The organism is Vagococcus martis, from assembly GCF_002026305.1.
GTDB classification, from domain to species: domain Bacteria; phylum Bacillota; class Bacilli; order Lactobacillales; family Vagococcaceae; genus Vagococcus; species Vagococcus martis.
This window is the reverse complement of record NZ_MVAB01000001.1, coordinates 206,630-223,348: the sequence shown is the minus strand read 5'-3', so window position 1 is coordinate 223,348 and position 16,719 is coordinate 206,630. Positions and strand designations below refer to the sequence as shown.

15 protein-coding genes are annotated in these 16,719 nt (G+C 34.7%); 11 read left to right on the top strand and 4 right to left on the bottom strand.

The genetic code is table 11. The annotated features are described in order from the left end of the window. Positions 1-13: 13 nt before the first annotated feature. The 7 genes from BW731_RS01085 to BW731_RS01055 all read left to right on the top strand — a co-directional run bounded on the left by BW731_RS01085 (position 14) and on the right by BW731_RS01055 (position 7,028). Complete coding sequence (locus BW731_RS01085) at positions 14-1,156, top strand: citrate synthase (protein ID WP_079344975.1); 1,143 nt, start codon at positions 14-16, stop codon at positions 1,154-1,156. 3 nt (positions 1,157-1,159) lie between these two features. Next, positions 1,160-2,431: an NADP-dependent isocitrate dehydrogenase gene (gene icd / locus BW731_RS01080; protein WP_079344973.1), complete on the top strand. Its 1,272-nt coding sequence runs from the start codon at positions 1,160-1,162 to the stop codon at positions 2,429-2,431. 261 nt (positions 2,432-2,692) lie between these two features. Beyond that, positions 2,693-3,073: a hypothetical protein gene (locus tag BW731_RS01075; protein ID WP_079344971.1), complete on the top strand. Its 381-nt coding sequence runs from the start codon at positions 2,693-2,695 to the stop codon at positions 3,071-3,073. Between the two features lie 54 nt (positions 3,074-3,127). Continuing rightward, positions 3,128-3,850 carry a gamma-glutamyl-gamma-aminobutyrate hydrolase family protein gene (locus tag BW731_RS01070; protein WP_079344969.1) on the top strand — a complete coding sequence of 241 codons (723 nt, stop codon included), beginning with the start codon at positions 3,128-3,130 and terminating at the stop codon, positions 3,848-3,850. Positions 3,851-4,014: 164 nt separating this feature from the next. Next, a complete protein-coding gene (locus tag BW731_RS01065; RefSeq protein ID WP_079344967.1) occupies positions 4,015-5,382 on the top strand; it encodes an MFS transporter in 1,368 nt (455 codons plus the stop codon). Between the two features lie 102 nt (positions 5,383-5,484). After that, a complete protein-coding gene (locus BW731_RS01060) occupies positions 5,485-5,676 on the top strand; it encodes a hypothetical protein (protein ID WP_079344965.1) in 192 nt (63 codons plus the stop codon). 134 nt (positions 5,677-5,810) lie between these two features. Then, the gene (locus BW731_RS01055) at positions 5,811-7,028 is read left to right on the top strand and encodes a multidrug efflux MFS transporter (protein ID WP_079344963.1); all 1,218 of its coding nucleotides are present in this window, start codon (positions 5,811-5,813) and stop codon (positions 7,026-7,028) included. 39 nt (positions 7,029-7,067) lie between these two features. Here BW731_RS01055 and BW731_RS01050 read toward each other — a convergent pair whose 3' ends face one another. Further along, positions 7,068-7,259: a YjzD family protein gene (locus BW731_RS01050; RefSeq protein ID WP_079344961.1), complete on the bottom strand. Its 192-nt coding sequence runs from the start codon at positions 7,257-7,259 to the stop codon at positions 7,068-7,070. 132 nt (positions 7,260-7,391) lie between these two features. On the opposite strand from BW731_RS01050, the gene dnaE reads away from it, so the two are divergent. The 4 genes from dnaE to BW731_RS01030 all read left to right on the top strand — a co-directional run bounded on the left by dnaE (position 7,392) and on the right by BW731_RS01030 (position 14,974). After that, on the top strand, positions 7,392-10,712 hold the full coding sequence (gene dnaE / locus BW731_RS01045; protein WP_079344959.1) for a DNA polymerase III subunit alpha: 3,321 nt from the start codon (positions 7,392-7,394) through the stop codon (positions 10,710-10,712). A gap of 174 nt (positions 10,713-10,886) precedes the next feature. Continuing rightward, positions 10,887-11,849, top strand: coding sequence for a 6-phosphofructokinase (gene pfkA, locus BW731_RS01040; protein ID WP_079344957.1), 963 nt, complete (start codon positions 10,887-10,889; stop codon positions 11,847-11,849). A 34-nt stretch (positions 11,850-11,883) separates the two neighbouring features. Beyond that, entirely contained in the window at positions 11,884-13,638 is a 1,755-nt protein-coding gene (pyk, locus tag BW731_RS01035) for a pyruvate kinase (protein WP_079344955.1), read from the top strand. A 175-nt stretch (positions 13,639-13,813) separates the two neighbouring features. Continuing rightward, entirely contained in the window at positions 13,814-14,974 is a 1,161-nt protein-coding gene (locus BW731_RS01030) for an MFS transporter (RefSeq protein WP_079344953.1), read from the top strand. Between the two features lie 19 nt (positions 14,975-14,993). Here BW731_RS01030 and BW731_RS13025 read toward each other — a convergent pair whose 3' ends face one another. The 3 genes from BW731_RS13025 to BW731_RS01015 are packed head-to-tail and all read right to left on the bottom strand — an operon-like array spanning position 14,994 to position 16,718. Further along, positions 14,994-15,401, bottom strand: a complete 408-nt coding sequence (locus tag BW731_RS13025; RefSeq protein WP_079344951.1) for a DUF3021 family protein — start codon at positions 15,399-15,401, stop codon at positions 14,994-14,996. Continuing rightward, a complete protein-coding gene (locus tag BW731_RS01020) occupies positions 15,394-15,846 on the bottom strand; it encodes a LytR/AlgR family response regulator transcription factor (protein ID WP_079344949.1) in 453 nt (150 codons plus the stop codon). Before BW731_RS01020 ends, BW731_RS13025 begins: the two co-directional genes overlap by 8 nt. Positions 15,847-15,851: 5 nt before the next feature. After that, the gene (locus BW731_RS01015) at positions 15,852-16,718 is read right to left on the bottom strand and encodes an ABC transporter permease (protein ID WP_079344947.1); all 867 of its coding nucleotides are present in this window, start codon (positions 16,716-16,718) and stop codon (positions 15,852-15,854) included. Position 16,719 lies beyond the last annotated feature (1 nt).

Genomic DNA, 16,719 nt, shown 5'->3' with positions numbered 1-16,719 from the left:
AGGAGTTGGTTATATGACCATTGAATTTGGTTTAAGAGGAACCTTTGCTTGTGAGACGAGGATTAGTTCAATCATTGATGACGAGTTAGCTTATGCTGGTTATAGTATTGAAGAGTTAGTGGATAACAACGCCTCGTTTGAAGAGACGATTTTTTTATTATGGCACTTACGTTTACCAAACGAAGACGAGTTATTGGCCTTTACGGAAATGCTCAATCAAAATATGGCGATTTCTGATGTGATTGAAGCGTCATTAAAAATCCAATGTCGTCAAAATTTACACCCAATGAGTGTCTTACGAAGCACGGTTTCGTTATTAGGTGTATTTGACCGCCAAGCAGAAGTGAGTACACCAGAAGCAACTTATGAGCAAGCCATCAACATTCAAAGTAAAATGCCAACGATTATTGCCGCTTTTTCTAGACTTAGAAGAGGACTAGACCCAATCAGCCCAAGAAGTGATTTGTCGTTTGCAGGGAATTTTATTTACATGTTAGAAGGAAATGAACCAACTGACGTTCAAATCGAAGCATTGAATAAAGGACTAGTCCTACATGCTGATCATGAGTTAAATGCCTCAACATTCGCCACAAGAGTGTGTGCTTCAACATTATCTGATTTGTATTCTTGTATTACAACAGGGATTGGCACGTTAAAAGGCTCTTTACATGGCGGAGCAAATGAACGGGTATTTGAAATGCTAGAAGGAATTGCTGAAAATGGAGATACAGAAGCTTATCTTCAAAAACGCTTGGATTCTAAAGAGAAAATTATGGGATTTGGTCATCGAGTTTATAAAACGGTAGACCCTCGTCAAAAGTATTTGAAAGAGATGGCATATGAATTAACAAAAGGCACTGACGATGAAAAGTGGTACACATTATCTCTTGAAGTCGAAGCATTTATTAGAGAGAAAAAAGGTTTGATACCAAATGTGGATTTTTATTCGGCGACAGTTTATCATTCATTGGACATTGAAAGTGATTTGTTTACATTGATATTTGCAATGAGTCGGGTCTCAGGTTGGATTGCACATGTTTTTGAGCAACAGAATGAAAATAATTTAATGCGACCTCGTTCGAAATATATGGGACCAACGAGTTTGACTTACGTCCCTATGGCTGACAGACAGGTGATATATAAGGAGGTCAATTAATATATGACAGATGGAAAAATAAAAATTGTAGATGGAACTTTAATGACACCAGATAAACCAATTATTCCTTTTATTGAAGGTGATGGAACTGGTCCTGATATTTGGCGCGCGGCACAACGTGTGTTTGATGAAGCAGTAAAAAAAGTGTATCAAGGAAAAAGAGCCATTCAGTGGAAAGAAGTACTAGCAGGTGAAAAAGCATTTAATCAAACAGGCAGTTGGCTACCTAAAGAAACACTAGAAATCATTGATGAGTATTTAATTGCGATAAAAGGACCATTAACAACGCCGATTGGTGGAGGATTTCGCTCGCTAAACGTGGCTTTAAGACAAGAACTTGACTTATATGTTTGTTTGCGACCAGTTCGTTATTTTGAAGGGGTTCCCTCACCAGTAAAACATCCTGAAAAAGTGGATATGGTGATTTTTAGAGAAAATACGGAAGATATTTATGCTGGTATCGAATTTCCAGAAGGCACAAAAGAAGCGAAAGAACTTGTTGATATTCTTCAAAAAGATTTTGGTGTGACTTCAATTCGTTTTCCAGAAACGAGTGCTATTGCCATTAAACCTATCTCAATTGAAGGAACGCAAAGGCTGATTCGCAGTGCCATTGAATTTGCGTTAAAAGAAAAACGAGATAGTGTCACCTTAGTTCATAAAGGAAATATTATGAAATACACAGAAGGTGGCTTTAAAAACTGGGCATATGATTTAGCAGAAAAAGAATTTGGAGATAGTGTCTTTACTTGGCAACAGTATGACAAGATTAAAGAAAGTCATGGTGAAAAAGAGGCAAATAAAGCACAAGCAGATGCTTTAGCTGCTGGTAAATTATTAATTAAAGACAGCATTGCCGATATTTTTTTACAACAAATATTAACTAGACCAGATGAATTTGATGTCGTGGCAACAATGAATTTGAACGGTGATTACATCTCAGATGCGTTAGCCGCTCAAGTTGGTGGAATTGGGATTGCGCCAGGAGCGAACATTAACTATGTGACAGGACATGCTATTTTTGAGGCAACACATGGTACAGCACCTAAATATGCCAATCTTGATAAAGTAAATCCGTCGTCAGTGATTTTGTCAGGTTGCCTATTATTTGAACATATTGGTTGGCCTGAAGTATCTAAAGCCATAACTAGTTCATTAGAAACCACGATTGCTAAAAAAACAGTGACTTATGATTTCGCTCGTCTGATGGATGGGGCAACGGAAGTAAGTTGTTCAGGCTTTGCAGATCAGTTGATTCAGAATTTGCCGATTTAGGGATAAAAAAATGGACTGGTTAGATATCCAGTCCACTTTTTTTATAGTAAAGTATAAAAAAATAGTTTGATTTTTAATAAAGTTAAAAGGAATAAGTTATTCATTTTATTTTCTCCTTTCGTCTGTCATTGTTTGTATGATGAAAAATATTATATGATATAGAATAGTCAATAAACCTTAAATGAAGCTAAAAGTCTAGAATTTTCTATTTATAAAAAAATATGATATATTTAATAAAATAATTCGCTAATGGAGGTAAATATGAAAAGAGTGTATTTTTTTGTTATTTTATCTGTTTTAATTATGATTGCAGGTTGTACTAATAAAGGCACAGGAGATAAGGCTATTTACGGGGAAGTCAAATCAGCTTTAATGTCTAAAATAAATAATTTTGATGAAGAGAAGAAGAAAGAGATAATGAATGATTACGGACTGGATAATAAAACGTTAGATGAGTTACCACTGGCTATTTATAATATTGATGGTCGTTATGTGGGGGTCATCGAAAGTAAAAAAGATGACAAAGAGTATTTTTATTATAGTGTCAAAAAGAAAAAAGTTGTAACAAAGTTGGATGAAAAAATCGGAGGACTTGACTTTGAGCATATGACACCGATATACTCACAGAATAATTTTAAATAATATCTTTTTAGCACATGCCAAAAGCATCGTGATTGATATAAATGGAGGCATTTAATGAAAAAAATGATAGGGATTTCGGCTAATGAAATAATCGATCCAGGAGAGACGTTGCATAATTTGCCGATATCATATTTACCAGCTGGCTATGTTCGTGCAGTCCAAGAAGTGGGGGGTGTACCTGTTGTGATTCCTTTAGGTAAAAAAGAGGATGTAAGGGAATACGTGAGTTTGATTGATAAACTTATTTTAACGGGTGGTCAAAATGTGACACCAACACTTTACCTTGAAGGAAAAGAACCAATCAATGAGCATTTGTCATTACTTGAACGAGATGTTTTTGAAATGGCATTGATTAAAGAAGCTATTAAACAACAAAAACCAATTTTTGGTGTTTGTCGTGGTATGCAATTAGTCAATGTTTATTTAGGTGGAACACTTCATCAAGATTTAAGTTTACGCAATCCAGAACCAATCCGCCATATGCAAGCCCCTATTGAAAGGTGGGTTGCGACGCATGACATTTTTTTGGAAAGTGATAGTTTATTGCGTCCAATTTATGGTGCAAAAGCAACAGTTAATTCGTTTCATTTTCAAAGTATCAACAAAATTGGTAATGATTTGAAAATAACAGCAGTCAGTGAAGATGGTGTAGTAGAATCAATCGAATCATCTTCTGATAATCATAAAATACTAGGTGTACAATGGCATCCAGATTTTGCATATGACACGTTAGAAAAAGAAAAAGAAGTCTTTGATTTTGTGGTGAATTCTTTTTAAGTGAATTTTACTTTTATTGGTTGACAAGTGATGTTTTTTTTTTTTAAACTAATAAGGGAATAAATCGTACAGATAACACAAGTCTGACTTGTGTCGAGAGAGAGGCGAAATTTATCTTTAGGGATAAGTTTCGTTTTTTTTATGGAAAAATGGAGGGAATTTTTATGTCAGAAAAGAAATTTCATGTTAATCTAGCTGTTCTAGCAACTGGTATGATGGCTTTTTCGGGAGTGTTGATTGAAACAGCAATGAACGTGACGTTTCCAACGTTAATGGAAGATTTTAGTATTTCAACATCACAAGTGCAATGGGTGACGACGATTTATCTATTGATGATTTCAATCGTTGTGCCACTGTCATCTTACTTAATAAAAAACGTTAGCCGCCGGAAGTTGTTTGCGGTTTCAAATGTGTTGTTTTTATTAGGAGTTGTTATCGATGCCTTTGCCGGTGGGTTTATTATGTTACTGGTTGGTCGTGTATTACAAGGTATCGCCACAGGTATTGCTTTACCTTTAATGTTTAATATTATTTTAACAAAAGTCCCAATGGAAAAACGTGGGATGATGATTGGTATTGGAAATCTTACAACCTCGATTGCACCAGCGATGGGGCCGACATATGGTGGTATATTGACGACCACATTAGACTGGACATATATTTATAAATTATTGATTCCAGTATTGATTGTTTCAACACTTGTTGGATTGTATGCTATCCCAGAAGAAGAAAAATCAATTAGTGATTCAATTAATATCAAAGCAGTTCTTTATTTATCCGTGATGTTTACTGGATTATTGATGTTCTTTAGCTATTTAGAACAACCATTAGGATGGGGAGCTTTAGTGATTGGATTAATCAGTGCTGGGTTATTCTATAAAACAAATAAACAAAAAACATTACTTAATTTAGTTGTTTTTAAAAACGCACGCTTTACTATTTACTTGATGTCATTCTTGGTTTATCAAATTCTTTTACTTGGTGTGTCATTTGTTTTACCAAACTTTATTCAAATCGTCCAAAATGTTCCAGCTTCTAATGCTGGGATGATGATGTTTCCTGGGGCTTTAGTCGGTGCGTTATTTGCACCAGTGTCAGGAAAAATATTAGATAAGTTAGGATTTAAAAAGCCAATAGGTGTGGGAATATTATTTGCAATTTTAGGTTGGTTAATGTTAATTATGGTGATTCAAACAGGAAACATTGCATTGATTATTTTATCTCATGTCACTTTTATGATAGGTGTGGGCTTGTCTTACAGTAATGTCATGACTGTTGGCTTATCTTCTATTAAAGAAGATTTACAAGATGACGGGAATGCCATTTTTAGTACATTACAACAATTTATGGGTGCTATTTCAACGTCATTTGTCGCAATTGTTGTGGGAATTTTCCAATCAGGACAAAATGATTTTGTTCAAGGAACCAGTACTGGGTCAAAAGTAGCTTTAGTCTGTTTATTTATTTTATTATTAATGAGTAGTTTATTTGTTATCAAAACATTTAAATCGAATAAAAACGAAAATCTTTAGAGAAATCTAAATATTTTTTTAAATGTACATATAATATAAAAAAGTGCTGTTTGTATGGAACATAAGAAAATAATATCGTATGATTGTAATGAGGTGATCATTATGGTGACGAATACAAGTAAGTGGCGAAATAAAATGAACGATATGTTAAAAGAATCAGAAAATGAGGCTTTGGAAAGTTATAAAGAGCAGCTTAAAGTATATAATATGATAAAAATAAAAGAAGAACTAGTTGATATTAAGAAATCTGTTCACGAAATTGAGATGTTTCTATCTGATAAGATTAAAAACTAGAAATGCTGGGATGAGCATACAACGGCATATAAAATTATTTTGACCAAATTAATAAAAAATGTCCCATTTACTTTCATTTAGATGCAATAGGAGTATAATATATAAGCATAAATGAAAGGGTGAATATTATTTCGATGAAGGTTGACTGGAAACGAAATATGTATATTGCTTGGATTGGGTGTTTCTTTACTGGTGCGAGTTATAGTTTAGTGATGCCGTTTATCTCAATATACATCGAACAATTGGGAGCGCCGAGTAGTAAAGTAGAATTTTATGCGGGATTATCTATTAGTTTAACAGCGTTGTCTGCAGCTATTGTAGCACCATTATGGGGCAGTTTAGCTGATAGAAAAGGTCGTAAAATAATGATGATTCGTGCGGCAGCAGGTATGACAATCACGATGGGGTCATTAGCGTTTGTTCCAAATGTATTTTGGTTATTATTTATGAGATTTTGTAATGGATTGTTATCTGGGTATGTCCCAAATGCAACAGCAATGATTGCTTCGCAGGCGCCAAAGGATAAAAATGGAATGGCTTTAGGAACACTAGCAACAGGAGCGGTAGCCGGAAGTTTAATTGGCCCGTCACTAGGTGGACTGTTAGCAGAGACTGTTGGTATTAAAAATGTTTTCTTAGTAACAGGGAGTATTTTATTTGTGACAACCATGCTTACTATCTTTTTTATTCATGAAGATTTTGAACCGGTTGAAAGAAAAGACTTGGTATCGACCAAAGAAGTTTTTCAAAGTGTGAAACAACCAAAAGTATTAATTGGTTTATTTATCACTACGGCTATTATCCAAATAGGAATGACTAGTATCAGCCCTATTTTAACTTTGTATGTGAGAGAACTTGGAGGTCAAACAAGTAATATTTTGTTTGTCAGTGGGTTGATTGTGTCTGTTGCTGGGGTCTCTGAGTTTTTTTCTGCCCCTTTTTTAGGTAAATTAGGGGATCGCATTGGCAGTCATTATGTTTTATTAGGTGGTTTGGTGATGTCATTTTTATTTATTTTACCAATGTCAATGGTCCAGTCGCCGTTTCAGTTAGGCATATGTCGTTTTCTTCTAGGTTTTTCAACAGGGGCCTTAATGCCATCTGTTAATACGCTGATTAGTAAAATTACACCGATGAATGGTGTTGGGCGGATTTTTAGTTTTAATCAAATGTTTACGAGTTTAGGGCAAGTAGCAGGTCCAATGGTCGGTTCACTTGTAGCAAATGGATTTGGATATCGTGCGGTGTTTGTCGCAACAAGTTTGCTGATTTTGATGAATATTACCATTAGCTTCTTCAACTTTAAAAATCAGTTATCCATTAAAGAACTGATTAAAGAATTTAAACATTAAATAAAAAACATGTAAGAGAAAAATCTCCTACATGTTTTTTTATTTTTTAGATTTTTTTTCGTCGCTTGGCGCTGCTACTTCAGCAATAATCATTACGATGGCACAAGCAATTAAAGATACAATCACCGTTCCAGTGAAGTTGTAATCAGTGACTCCATGAAGTGCTCCACCAATATAACTAACCACTTGTCCTAATAAAATTGCCCAAATAAAGACAACAATTCTTCCCATGTCTAATGCACCTCTTTTCAAGAATTAGTTTACCAATCTTTGCTTTAAAAGTAAAGGATTGAAAGTGTTGTTTCTAAAGAGAGTACGACTTATTATGGTATACTAAAAAGAGAAGATTAATGGAGGGGTTTCATGGATTTGGGACAGTTACAAGTTAGATCAGAATATTCATTATTATCCAGTACCAATCGCATAAAGGATCTTGTATTTGAAGCCAAAGAACGTGGCTACACAAGTTTAGCGATTACTGATATTGATACCCTTCATGGTGTCGTTTTATTTTATCAAGAATGTATCAAACAAGGGATTAAACCACTGATTGGAATGACCCTTTCATATAGAACGAAAGAACAAATTGACGCGCAGCTTATTTTACTAGCTAAAAATCTTTCTGGTTACCATCATTTGATGAAAATCGCGACGGAAAAAGCGATGACAGATAGAAAAGAGGTGTTTTCTTTAGAAGAAATCCAGCCTTACTTAAGTGATTTGATTGTTATTTTCCCGTGGCAAACAAGTGAGTTATATCAGTTGCAACGTGCAGTTGGTAGTGAACAGATGGAGCATCGAACAATCGAGTTGTTAGACCTTTTAAAAAATACAGATGTATATGGTGGAATAAATGCTTTAAAGGCTAAAGATGAAGAGTTAGAGTATTGGCAATATTATTATAAAAAATATAGTTTACCAGTTGTGCCACTGCAAGATGTCCGATATTTAAACCCAAGTGATGACTTTTCTGTGAGCGTCTTAGAGCACATTGAAACAGGTGACGTGATTCCTGTAGACTTTGAACAATTATCTGGTGATTATTATTTACCGCAACTGTCTGATTTTAAAACACTTTATGAAGAAAAGGGGTTGTCTGATTGTTTAATCAATAGTCAAAAAATTATTGAGATGATTGATTTAGAGATTCCATTGCATCAAAAACTATTACCAAGTTTTCCAGTGTCAGAAAAGGAAACAGCATATACTTATTTGCGTCAATTATGCCAAGCTGGTCTTGATTTTAGATTGCAAGGACAACTAAATGAAGAATATCAAGCACGTCTTGATATGGAGTTAGACGTGATTCATGAGATGGGATACGATGATTATTTTCTCATTGTGTGGGACGTCATGAAATATGCTAGAGATCATCATATCGTGACCGCTTGTCGTGGTTCTGCAGCGGGATCTCTCGTATCATATGTCTTGCTAATTACTGATGTTGACCCAATTGAGTATCAGTTACTTTTTGAGCGATTTTTAAATAAAGAACGGTACACCATGCCGGATATTGATATGGATATCCCTGATAATAGGCGTGAAGAATTACTACAATATGTTAATAAAAAATACGGTGAAAACCGAGTCGCACAAATTGCAACGTTTGGTACTCTTGCGGCGAAAATGGCTGTCAGAGATGTCAGTCGCGTGTTTGGTTTATCACAAAATGAAGCCAATCGTTGGGCTAATGCTATTCCAAAAGATTTAAAGATAACACTTAGTGAGGCGTATGATAAATCGAAAACATTGCGTGAATTAGTGGGTCATTCTTATAAAAATAAGTTACTCTTTGATACAGCAAAACGAATTGAAGGATTGCCAAGACACGTGTCAACGCATGCAGCAGGGGTTGTGATTAGTGACCAAGACTTAACAAATCTCATTCCACTGCAAGAAGGAAACAATGGTATTCCATTAACCCAGTTTGCGATGGGAGAAGTTGAAGAGATTGGTTTGTTAAAAATGGATTTTCTTGGTTTACGAAACCTTTCTATCATAGGAAACGCACTATCTTCAATCGAATATCAGACAGGAAATCATTTATCATTAGCCGATATTCCTTTAGATGATGAAAAAACGTTAGAATTATTTAGACAAGGCAACACGGTCGGCGTGTTTCAATTTGAGTCAAAAGGAATAAAAAATGTTCTGCGGAAATTAGGTCCAACATCCATTGAAGATATCGCATCAGTCAATGCGTTGTATCGACCGGGTCCAATGGAAAACATTGACACGTTTGTGCGACGAAAAAAAGGACAAGAGCCAATTACTTATCCGCATGACAGTTTAAAATCAATTTTACATTATACTTATGGGATTATTGTTTACCAAGAACAGGTTATGCAAGTGGCATCTAAAATGGCTGGATTTAGTTTAGGTGAAGCGGATATTTTACGTCGTGCGATTAGTAAAAAAAGCAAGGATGTGATTGATACAGAGCGTGATCATTTTGTCAATGGTGCGTTAAAACAAGGCTATACAAAAGACGTGGCGATGCAAGTGTATGATTACATCGAGCGTTTTGCTAATTATGGGTTTAACCGTTCGCATGCAGTCGTGTATTCAGTGATTGCGTATCAGATGGCGTATTTAAAAGTTCATTATCCAACGGCCTTTTTCCAAGCAATTTTACATTCAGTGAAAAATAATCCAGCAAAAATGAACGAATACGTGGTTGAGGCAAAAGAAGCCGGTTTAACGATTACTCCACCAGATATTAATAGAAGTGAATACAGTTTTACTTTTAATAAAGGCAATATTATTTATGGCTTTTCATCGGTTAAAGGGATTCGAAAAGATTTTATCCAACATCTTTTAACCATTCGAAAAGAAGGTGGTCCATTTAAGTCATTAGAGAATTTCCTGATACGAATTAGTGGCAAATGGTTAAAACAAGCGAATATTTTGCCATTGATTTATATTGGTGCGTTTGATCGGTTGCATCAAAATAGAAAACAGTTGATTATTGACTTGGATTCTATGATACAAAATATCGAATATAGTGGTGGCAGTGTAGATTTATTAGATATGCTTGCTTTAAAGAAGGAAACATGTACAGATTTTACTGTTGAAGAAAAATTGGAACAAGAAGTGGAATACTTAGGGACTTATGTGTCTGCTCATCCAGTTGATTTTTATGCAAATAAATTCATTAGTCTATCTACTACTAAAGCATCGCAGCTAATACCTAATCAAGAAGTGACGGTGTTGTTGTATTCATCTAGCGTGAAAAAAATTCGCACGAAAAAAGGGGAATCAATGGCATTTCTTGAAGGAACAGATCAAACGGGTAAGTTGTCTGTCACGCTTTTTCCAACCGTATACCGAGCAGTACAATCTATATTAGGGGAACAAGAAGTTTATGTTGTTAGAGGAAAAGTAGAAAAAAGTCGTTATAATCAAGAATTACAAATCATTGCCAATGATGTTCGTTTAGCGAAAGATGTAAAAGAAGTTTTAAGATGTTTCATAAATATAACGAAAGAAAATGACACGAATCAATTGTTAGCGGATTTACAAAGTGTGTTATTATCATTTCCAGGAGAGTGCCCGGTTATTTTAGTATTTCGTCATAAACATGATAACACATTGTTAAATAAGCGTTATTGGGTAAATGATAATCCTGAATTAATCAGTAAGGTGAGTTCTTTATTAGGTGAAGGGATGATCATATTCAAGTGAAATGATTCTTAAAAAAACATTAGAAGATAAAATGTATTTTCAATTTTTTTTCAATTTTTATAGATAGGCAAAGACATTTACAGAAAATAATGGTAGAATAGTCTTTGGATTTAAGTATTTTTTACATAATAAAAATACATGAGTAAGTACAACTTAGTAAAGGTGGTTATAACTATGAAACGCATTGCTATTTTGACGAGTGGTGGAGATGCACCTGGTATGAATGCTGCTATTCGTGCGGTAACACGTAAAGCCATTTATGAAGGTATGGAAGTTTATGGTATAAACTATGGATTTGCTGGTTTAGTCGCTGGTGATATTCGTAAGTTAGATGTTCCAGATGTAGGGGATATCATCCAACGTGGTGGAACTGTGTTGTATTCAGCACGTTACCCAGAGTTTGCAACAGAAGAAGGACAACTTAAAGGAATTGAACAACTAAACAAATTCGGTATCGAAGGATTAGTTGTTATCGGTGGTGACGGTAGTTATCATGGTGCGTTAGCCTTAACAAAACGTGGATTCCCAGCTGTTGGTATTCCAGGAACAATCGACAACGATATTCCAATGACAGATTACACAATTGGATTTGATACAGCTATTAACACTGTATTAGATGCAATGGATAAAATACGTGACACGGCAACATCTCACGTACGTACCTTTATTATTGAAGTAATGGGTCGTGATGCTGGAGATATCGCTTTATGGGCAGGTGTTGCCGGTGGAGCAGATGATATTATTATCCCAGAACATGATTTTGATATGGCGCAAGTTGCTCAAAAAATTCGTGAAGGCCGTGACCGTGGTAAAAAACATTGTTTAATCGTCTTAGCAGAAGGTGTGATGTCAGGTCATAAATTTGCTGACGAATTAGCAGAGTACGGAGATTTCCATGCCCGTGTATCCGTATTAGGACACGTTGTACGTGGTGGAGCACCATCAGCTCGAGATCGTGTTTTAGCAAGTAAATTCGGTGGATTTGCAGTTGACTTACTAAAAAATGGTCAAGGTGGATTATGTATTGGTTCTGTAAACAATGAAGTTGTGGCAAATGATATCATTGAAACATTAGAACAAAAGAAACATCAGCCAGATTTGAGTTTGTATGATCTAAATCATCAAATCTCATTTTAATATAAATAAAAAAATACTAAGGAGCGTTTTTTACATGAAAAAAACTAAAATTGTTTGTACAATCGGTCCAGCAAGTGAATCTTTAGACACATTAGTTGAATTAATGAATTCAGGAATGAACGTAGCTCGCTTGAACTTCTCACATGGAGATTTTGAAGAACATGGAGCACGTATTAAAAATATTCGTGAAGCGGCAAAAATTACTGGTAAAACCATTGCAATTTTATTAGATACAAAAGGTCCAGAAATTCGTACGCATAATATGAAAGATGGCATCGTTGAATTAACGACTGGTGATATAGTTCGCATTGCAATGAGTGAAGTAGAAGGAACAAAAGAAAAATTCTCAATTACTTACCCAGGTTTAATTGATGATGTTCATGTAGGAAGCCATATCCTTTTAGATGATGGATTAATTGACTTAGAAGTAATCGAAATCGATTCAGTTAATAAAGAAATCGTCACAAAAGTATTAAACGAAGGCGTATTGAAAAACAAAAAAGGCGTTAACGTTCCTAATGTAAGTATTAACTTACCTGGTATCACCGAAAAAGATGCAGCTGATATTCGTTTTGGTATTGAAAACGACGTTGATTTCATCGCGGCAAGTTTTGTTCGTCGCCCAAGTGACGTGTTAGAAATCACTGAAATCTTAGAACAAAACAACGCAACACATATTCAAATTATTTCTAAAATTGAAAACCAAGAAGGTATTGATAACTTAGATGATATCTTAAAAGTATCTAGTGGTTTAATGGTTGCTCGTGGTGACATGGGTGTTGAAATTCCAACTGAAAATGTACCAGTTGTACAAAAAGAAATGATTAGAAAATGTAATGCATTAGGTAAACCAGTTATTACAGCGACTCAAATGTTAGATTCTATGCAAAAAAATCCTCGTCCAACACGTGCTGAAGCAAGTGACGTGGCAAACGCGATTTACGATGGAACTGACGCAGTGATGTTATCTGGTGAAACAGCTGCTGGGGAATACCCAATCGAAGCTGTTAAAACAATGAGAAATATCGCTGTTCGTACAGAAGCTGATTTAACTGATCGTGATGCATATGCGCTTAAATTACATAGAAAAACTGATATGACTGAATCAATTGGTCAAGCAGTTGGACATACAGCTAAAAACTTAGATATCCAAACAATTGTGGCTGCGACAGAATCAGGACATACAGCACGTATGATTTCTAAATACCGTCCAAAAGCTCACATTGTAGCGGCAACATTTACAGATCGTGTAGCAAGAAGTTTAGCATTAAACTGGGGTGTATTCCCAACAGTAACATCTAAACCAGATTCTACAGATGATATGTTTGTTCTTGCAACTAAAATTGCAAAAGAAACTGGATTCTCTAAAGATGGTGATTTAATCATCATTACTGCTGGAGCGCCAATCGGTGAAAAAGGTACAACTAACTTAATGAAAATTCAGTTAATTGGTTCTAAATTATGTGCTGGCCAAGGAATTGGTGACACAGCTGTTTCAGCTAAAGCAATCGTTGCTTCTTCAGCTGACGAAGCAAACAAAGCGATGGAAGATGGTGCTATCTTAGTTGTGAAAACAACAGATAAAGATTACATGCCAGCTATCTCAAAAGCTTCAGCTATCGTTGTTGAAGATGGTGGATTAACTAGCCATGCAGCAGTTGTTGCTATTGCTGAAAACATTCCAGTAGTTGTTGGTGTTGAAGATGCAACGTCAGTTATCTCAAATGGAACAATTTTAACAATTGATCCTCGTCAAGGATATATCTACGAAGGCGAAACAACTATTTAATTAATCAAAATAAGTGTTTTAATAAAATAAGGGTGGGAGTGGTAAACTCCTATCCTTTATTTTTTATGTGTATAAAAAGCAGGTTAAAAAAATATTTTGAAATACTATGGCTTTTTTTCAGACGAGTAGTGTAGAATAGTTTAGATTAGACTTATAGGAAAGGAGCATAAAATAAATGGTAAATAAAAAAAGTATGATGTATTTAGCAATTTCTAATTTATTTTTAGTGTTTTTGGGTGCCGGTTTAGTTATTCCAGTTATGCCAATGTTAAAAGAAGACATGCATTTGTCAGGCTCTACTATGGGATTGATGATTTCTGTTTTTGCTGTGCTGCAATTAATTGTGTCGCCGATTGCCGGTAGTTTGTCTGATAAAGTCGGACGAAAATTAATCATTGCAATCGGGATGTTAATTTTTGCTATTTCAGAACTGATTTTTGGTTTAGGTCAAGTGGTCAGTTGGTTGTACGTCTCTCGTGGACTTGGTGGGATTGCAGCTGCGTTAATCATGCCATCAGTTACTGCATATGTCGCAGATGTAACCACGTTTGATGAACGACCAAAAGCCATGGGATTAGTTTCTGCTGCCATTAGTGGTGGGTTTATCATTGGACCAGGAGTAGGTGGATTTTTAGCCCATTTTGGTATGAGGGTCCCATTTTTTGCTGCGGCGTTTTTAGCGTTTGTTGGATTCATTATGACCATGCTCATTCTGAAAGAGCCTGAGAAACAATTGGTTCATGGTCAAGTTGCAGAGAAAGGCTCTGTAATGGATATTTTAAAAGATCCAATCTTTACATTCCCATTTGTCGTTATTTTGATTTCGTCATTTGGGTTGCAATCATTTGAATCAATTTATAGTATCATGGCGACCATTAATTTTAATTTTTCAACCTCAGAAATTGCGGCAATTATCACCGTAAGTGGTGTGTTGGCTTTGATTTGTCAGGTGGTCTTTTTTGATGGGATTATCAAGCGAATTGGTGAGGTCGGATTAATTCGAGTATCGTTTTTTGCGAGCGCTATATTTGTTGGGGTGATTGCCTTTACAGATAGCAAGTGGGTCGTTGTATTGTCGACGTTTGTGGTGTTTTTAGCATTTGACTTATTGCGACCAGGTATTACAACGTATTTATCCAAACACGCAGGAGACAGACAAGGAACGGTTAATGGGTTAAACTCAACTTTTACCAGTTTTGGTAATATTTTAGGACCAATGGCTTCGGGGATGTTATTTGATATCAATCATTTCTACCCATACTATGTGTCAGCTATTGTGTTACTTTTGACAAGTTTCTTATCTTTAATGTGGAAAAAAGAATTACCAGAAAAATAAGAGATAATTGAGCAGTGACTCAGTTATCTCTTTTGTTGTTTATAATTTGATTGATCCTATGAATTGATTGTTTGTTTTGTATGGATATGGTGATAAAAACAATTACATAAATGACGAAAAAAATGATAAAAGTAAGAATGACTTCTTTAATGGTATAAACAGAAAGCGTTAAGTAATTTGTTGTCACAACAGTCATAAATGTCAGGACAAAATGAAGAGGGAAAAGAGAATAATTAGAGAGTTTATTGCTTTTAAAAAGCAATGAATACCATGAGATTAGTATGCTCATTATCCAATAATGGATTACTTCATATCTGGAAATGGTAGTTGGATTATCTAAAAAAAGCTTGGTGATTAAATAAAAAAATGAGCCAAATCCTACGCCGATAAACGCTAGATTAATGAGTTTTTTTAGTTGTTTAGTCATGGTTTAATAACCTCTCTTTCACTTTTTTCCAATACCTTCTACTAATAGTTAATGACTCGCCATTAATCAGTTGAACACTCATATTACCAGACAAACTATTGTCAATGTGGTGAATCGAGTTTAAATTAATTATACAATAGCGAGAAATTCTTTGAAAATGATGCTTTGGTAATTCTGTTTCAAGCTGTGAAAGACTTTTTCGATAAGTTAAGGATTGATCATTTAAATGTATAGTACAAAAGTCACCTAATACATCAATAAAGAGAATATTTTTGGTATCAACGGTATAGTATCGACCTTCAGAAGAAATGATTAACTGTTGCCGATTGAATTGCCTAATATAATGCTTTAATTGTTTGATGCTATCTGAGTGTTCAGCAGATTCAATTTGAATATTAATATCTTCTTTTGAGAGTTGTTTATTTTGTTTGAAAAAAATATGCACAACAGTTAATTCCTTTCAGATAGAGTAGTTGTTAAAATGTATTTACGCATTAAGAATATCATACTAAGGCAGATAAAAGAAAATAAGAAAAGTACAGTAATATTTAATTGGATAGAGTTTAATGATGCTTTCCAATCAAAATTTAACCCCAAAAATTTTTCAAGAAACAGTGATTGTTTTTTTGGTAAACTGTTTAGTAAAGGGCTCATCAAAGTGTATCTGAACATACTAGACGAGTAAGATAAGGGAAAGAGACGAATGATATTTTTAGCTGAATCACTTAAAGCGCCTATTGGAATATATGCCCCTGTCAAAAAACCTGATAGTGCGCCCATGATACTAGCGATTGTTCTTAGTGTTGCTTCATTTTTGATAAATGCACAAATCATTAAATTAAAGCTTGTCGAAGTGAGTGATGTTATCAACATGATTGGAAAAAGTGACAAGTATTGATTAATAGTTAAATTTAAAGGTTCGCCAATTATTAGAAAAAATATTATAACAAATAAGAACACAATGCTTTGCATGATGAGTGAAACAATAAATGAACTAATGAAATAACCATTTAGTAGATTAATAGCCGAAATATCTGTCATTGTGAAATCAATTAATTTATTAGATGATTTGTCTTGAATGAACTGACCAATGGCAGAAAAAGAGGTGGTCAATGAAGTCACTGTTAATAAAGCACCTAGCATCCACAGATTGATTAAAGCTGTCGAAGATGTGATATCTTGGAATTGAGAGACAATATTTTGTTTAATGAATAGTAAGTAAAGGAAAAATACAATAAGGGATCCCAGTAAAGAAAAAAACATATTAATTGGATTAATTAAGTATAAGTAAATACTTCTCTTAGCAATAGCCTTCATA

Coding starts and splice junctions, on each gene's coding strand:
- BW731_RS01015 (WP_079344947.1), bottom strand. CDS start 16,718: ATGAAGGCTATTGCTAAGAGAAGTATTTACTTATACTTAATTAATCCA.
- pyk (WP_079344955.1), top strand. CDS start 11,884: ATGAAAAAAACTAAAATTGTTTGTACAATCGGTCCAGCAAGTGAATCT.
- BW731_RS01055 (WP_079344963.1), top strand. CDS start 5,811: ATGAAGGTTGACTGGAAACGAAATATGTATATTGCTTGGATTGGGTGT.
- BW731_RS01030 (WP_079344953.1), top strand. CDS start 13,814: ATGGTAAATAAAAAAAGTATGATGTATTTAGCAATTTCTAATTTATTT.
- BW731_RS01075 (WP_079344971.1), top strand. CDS start 2,693: ATGAAAAGAGTGTATTTTTTTGTTATTTTATCTGTTTTAATTATGATT.
- BW731_RS01070 (WP_079344969.1), top strand. CDS start 3,128: ATGAAAAAAATGATAGGGATTTCGGCTAATGAAATAATCGATCCAGGA.
- pfkA (WP_079344957.1), top strand. CDS start 10,887: ATGAAACGCATTGCTATTTTGACGAGTGGTGGAGATGCACCTGGTATG.
- BW731_RS01065 (WP_079344967.1), top strand. CDS start 4,015: ATGTCAGAAAAGAAATTTCATGTTAATCTAGCTGTTCTAGCAACTGGT.
- BW731_RS01050 (WP_079344961.1), bottom strand. CDS start 7,259: ATGGGAAGAATTGTTGTCTTTATTTGGGCAATTTTATTAGGACAAGTG.
- icd (WP_079344973.1), top strand. CDS start 1,160: ATGACAGATGGAAAAATAAAAATTGTAGATGGAACTTTAATGACACCA.
- BW731_RS01085 (WP_079344975.1), top strand. CDS start 14: ATGACCATTGAATTTGGTTTAAGAGGAACCTTTGCTTGTGAGACGAGG.
- BW731_RS13025 (WP_079344951.1), bottom strand. CDS start 15,401: ATGACTAAACAACTAAAAAAACTCATTAATCTAGCGTTTATCGGCGTA.
- dnaE (WP_079344959.1), top strand. CDS start 7,392: ATGGATTTGGGACAGTTACAAGTTAGATCAGAATATTCATTATTATCC.
- BW731_RS01060 (WP_079344965.1), top strand. CDS start 5,485: ATGGTGACGAATACAAGTAAGTGGCGAAATAAAATGAACGATATGTTA.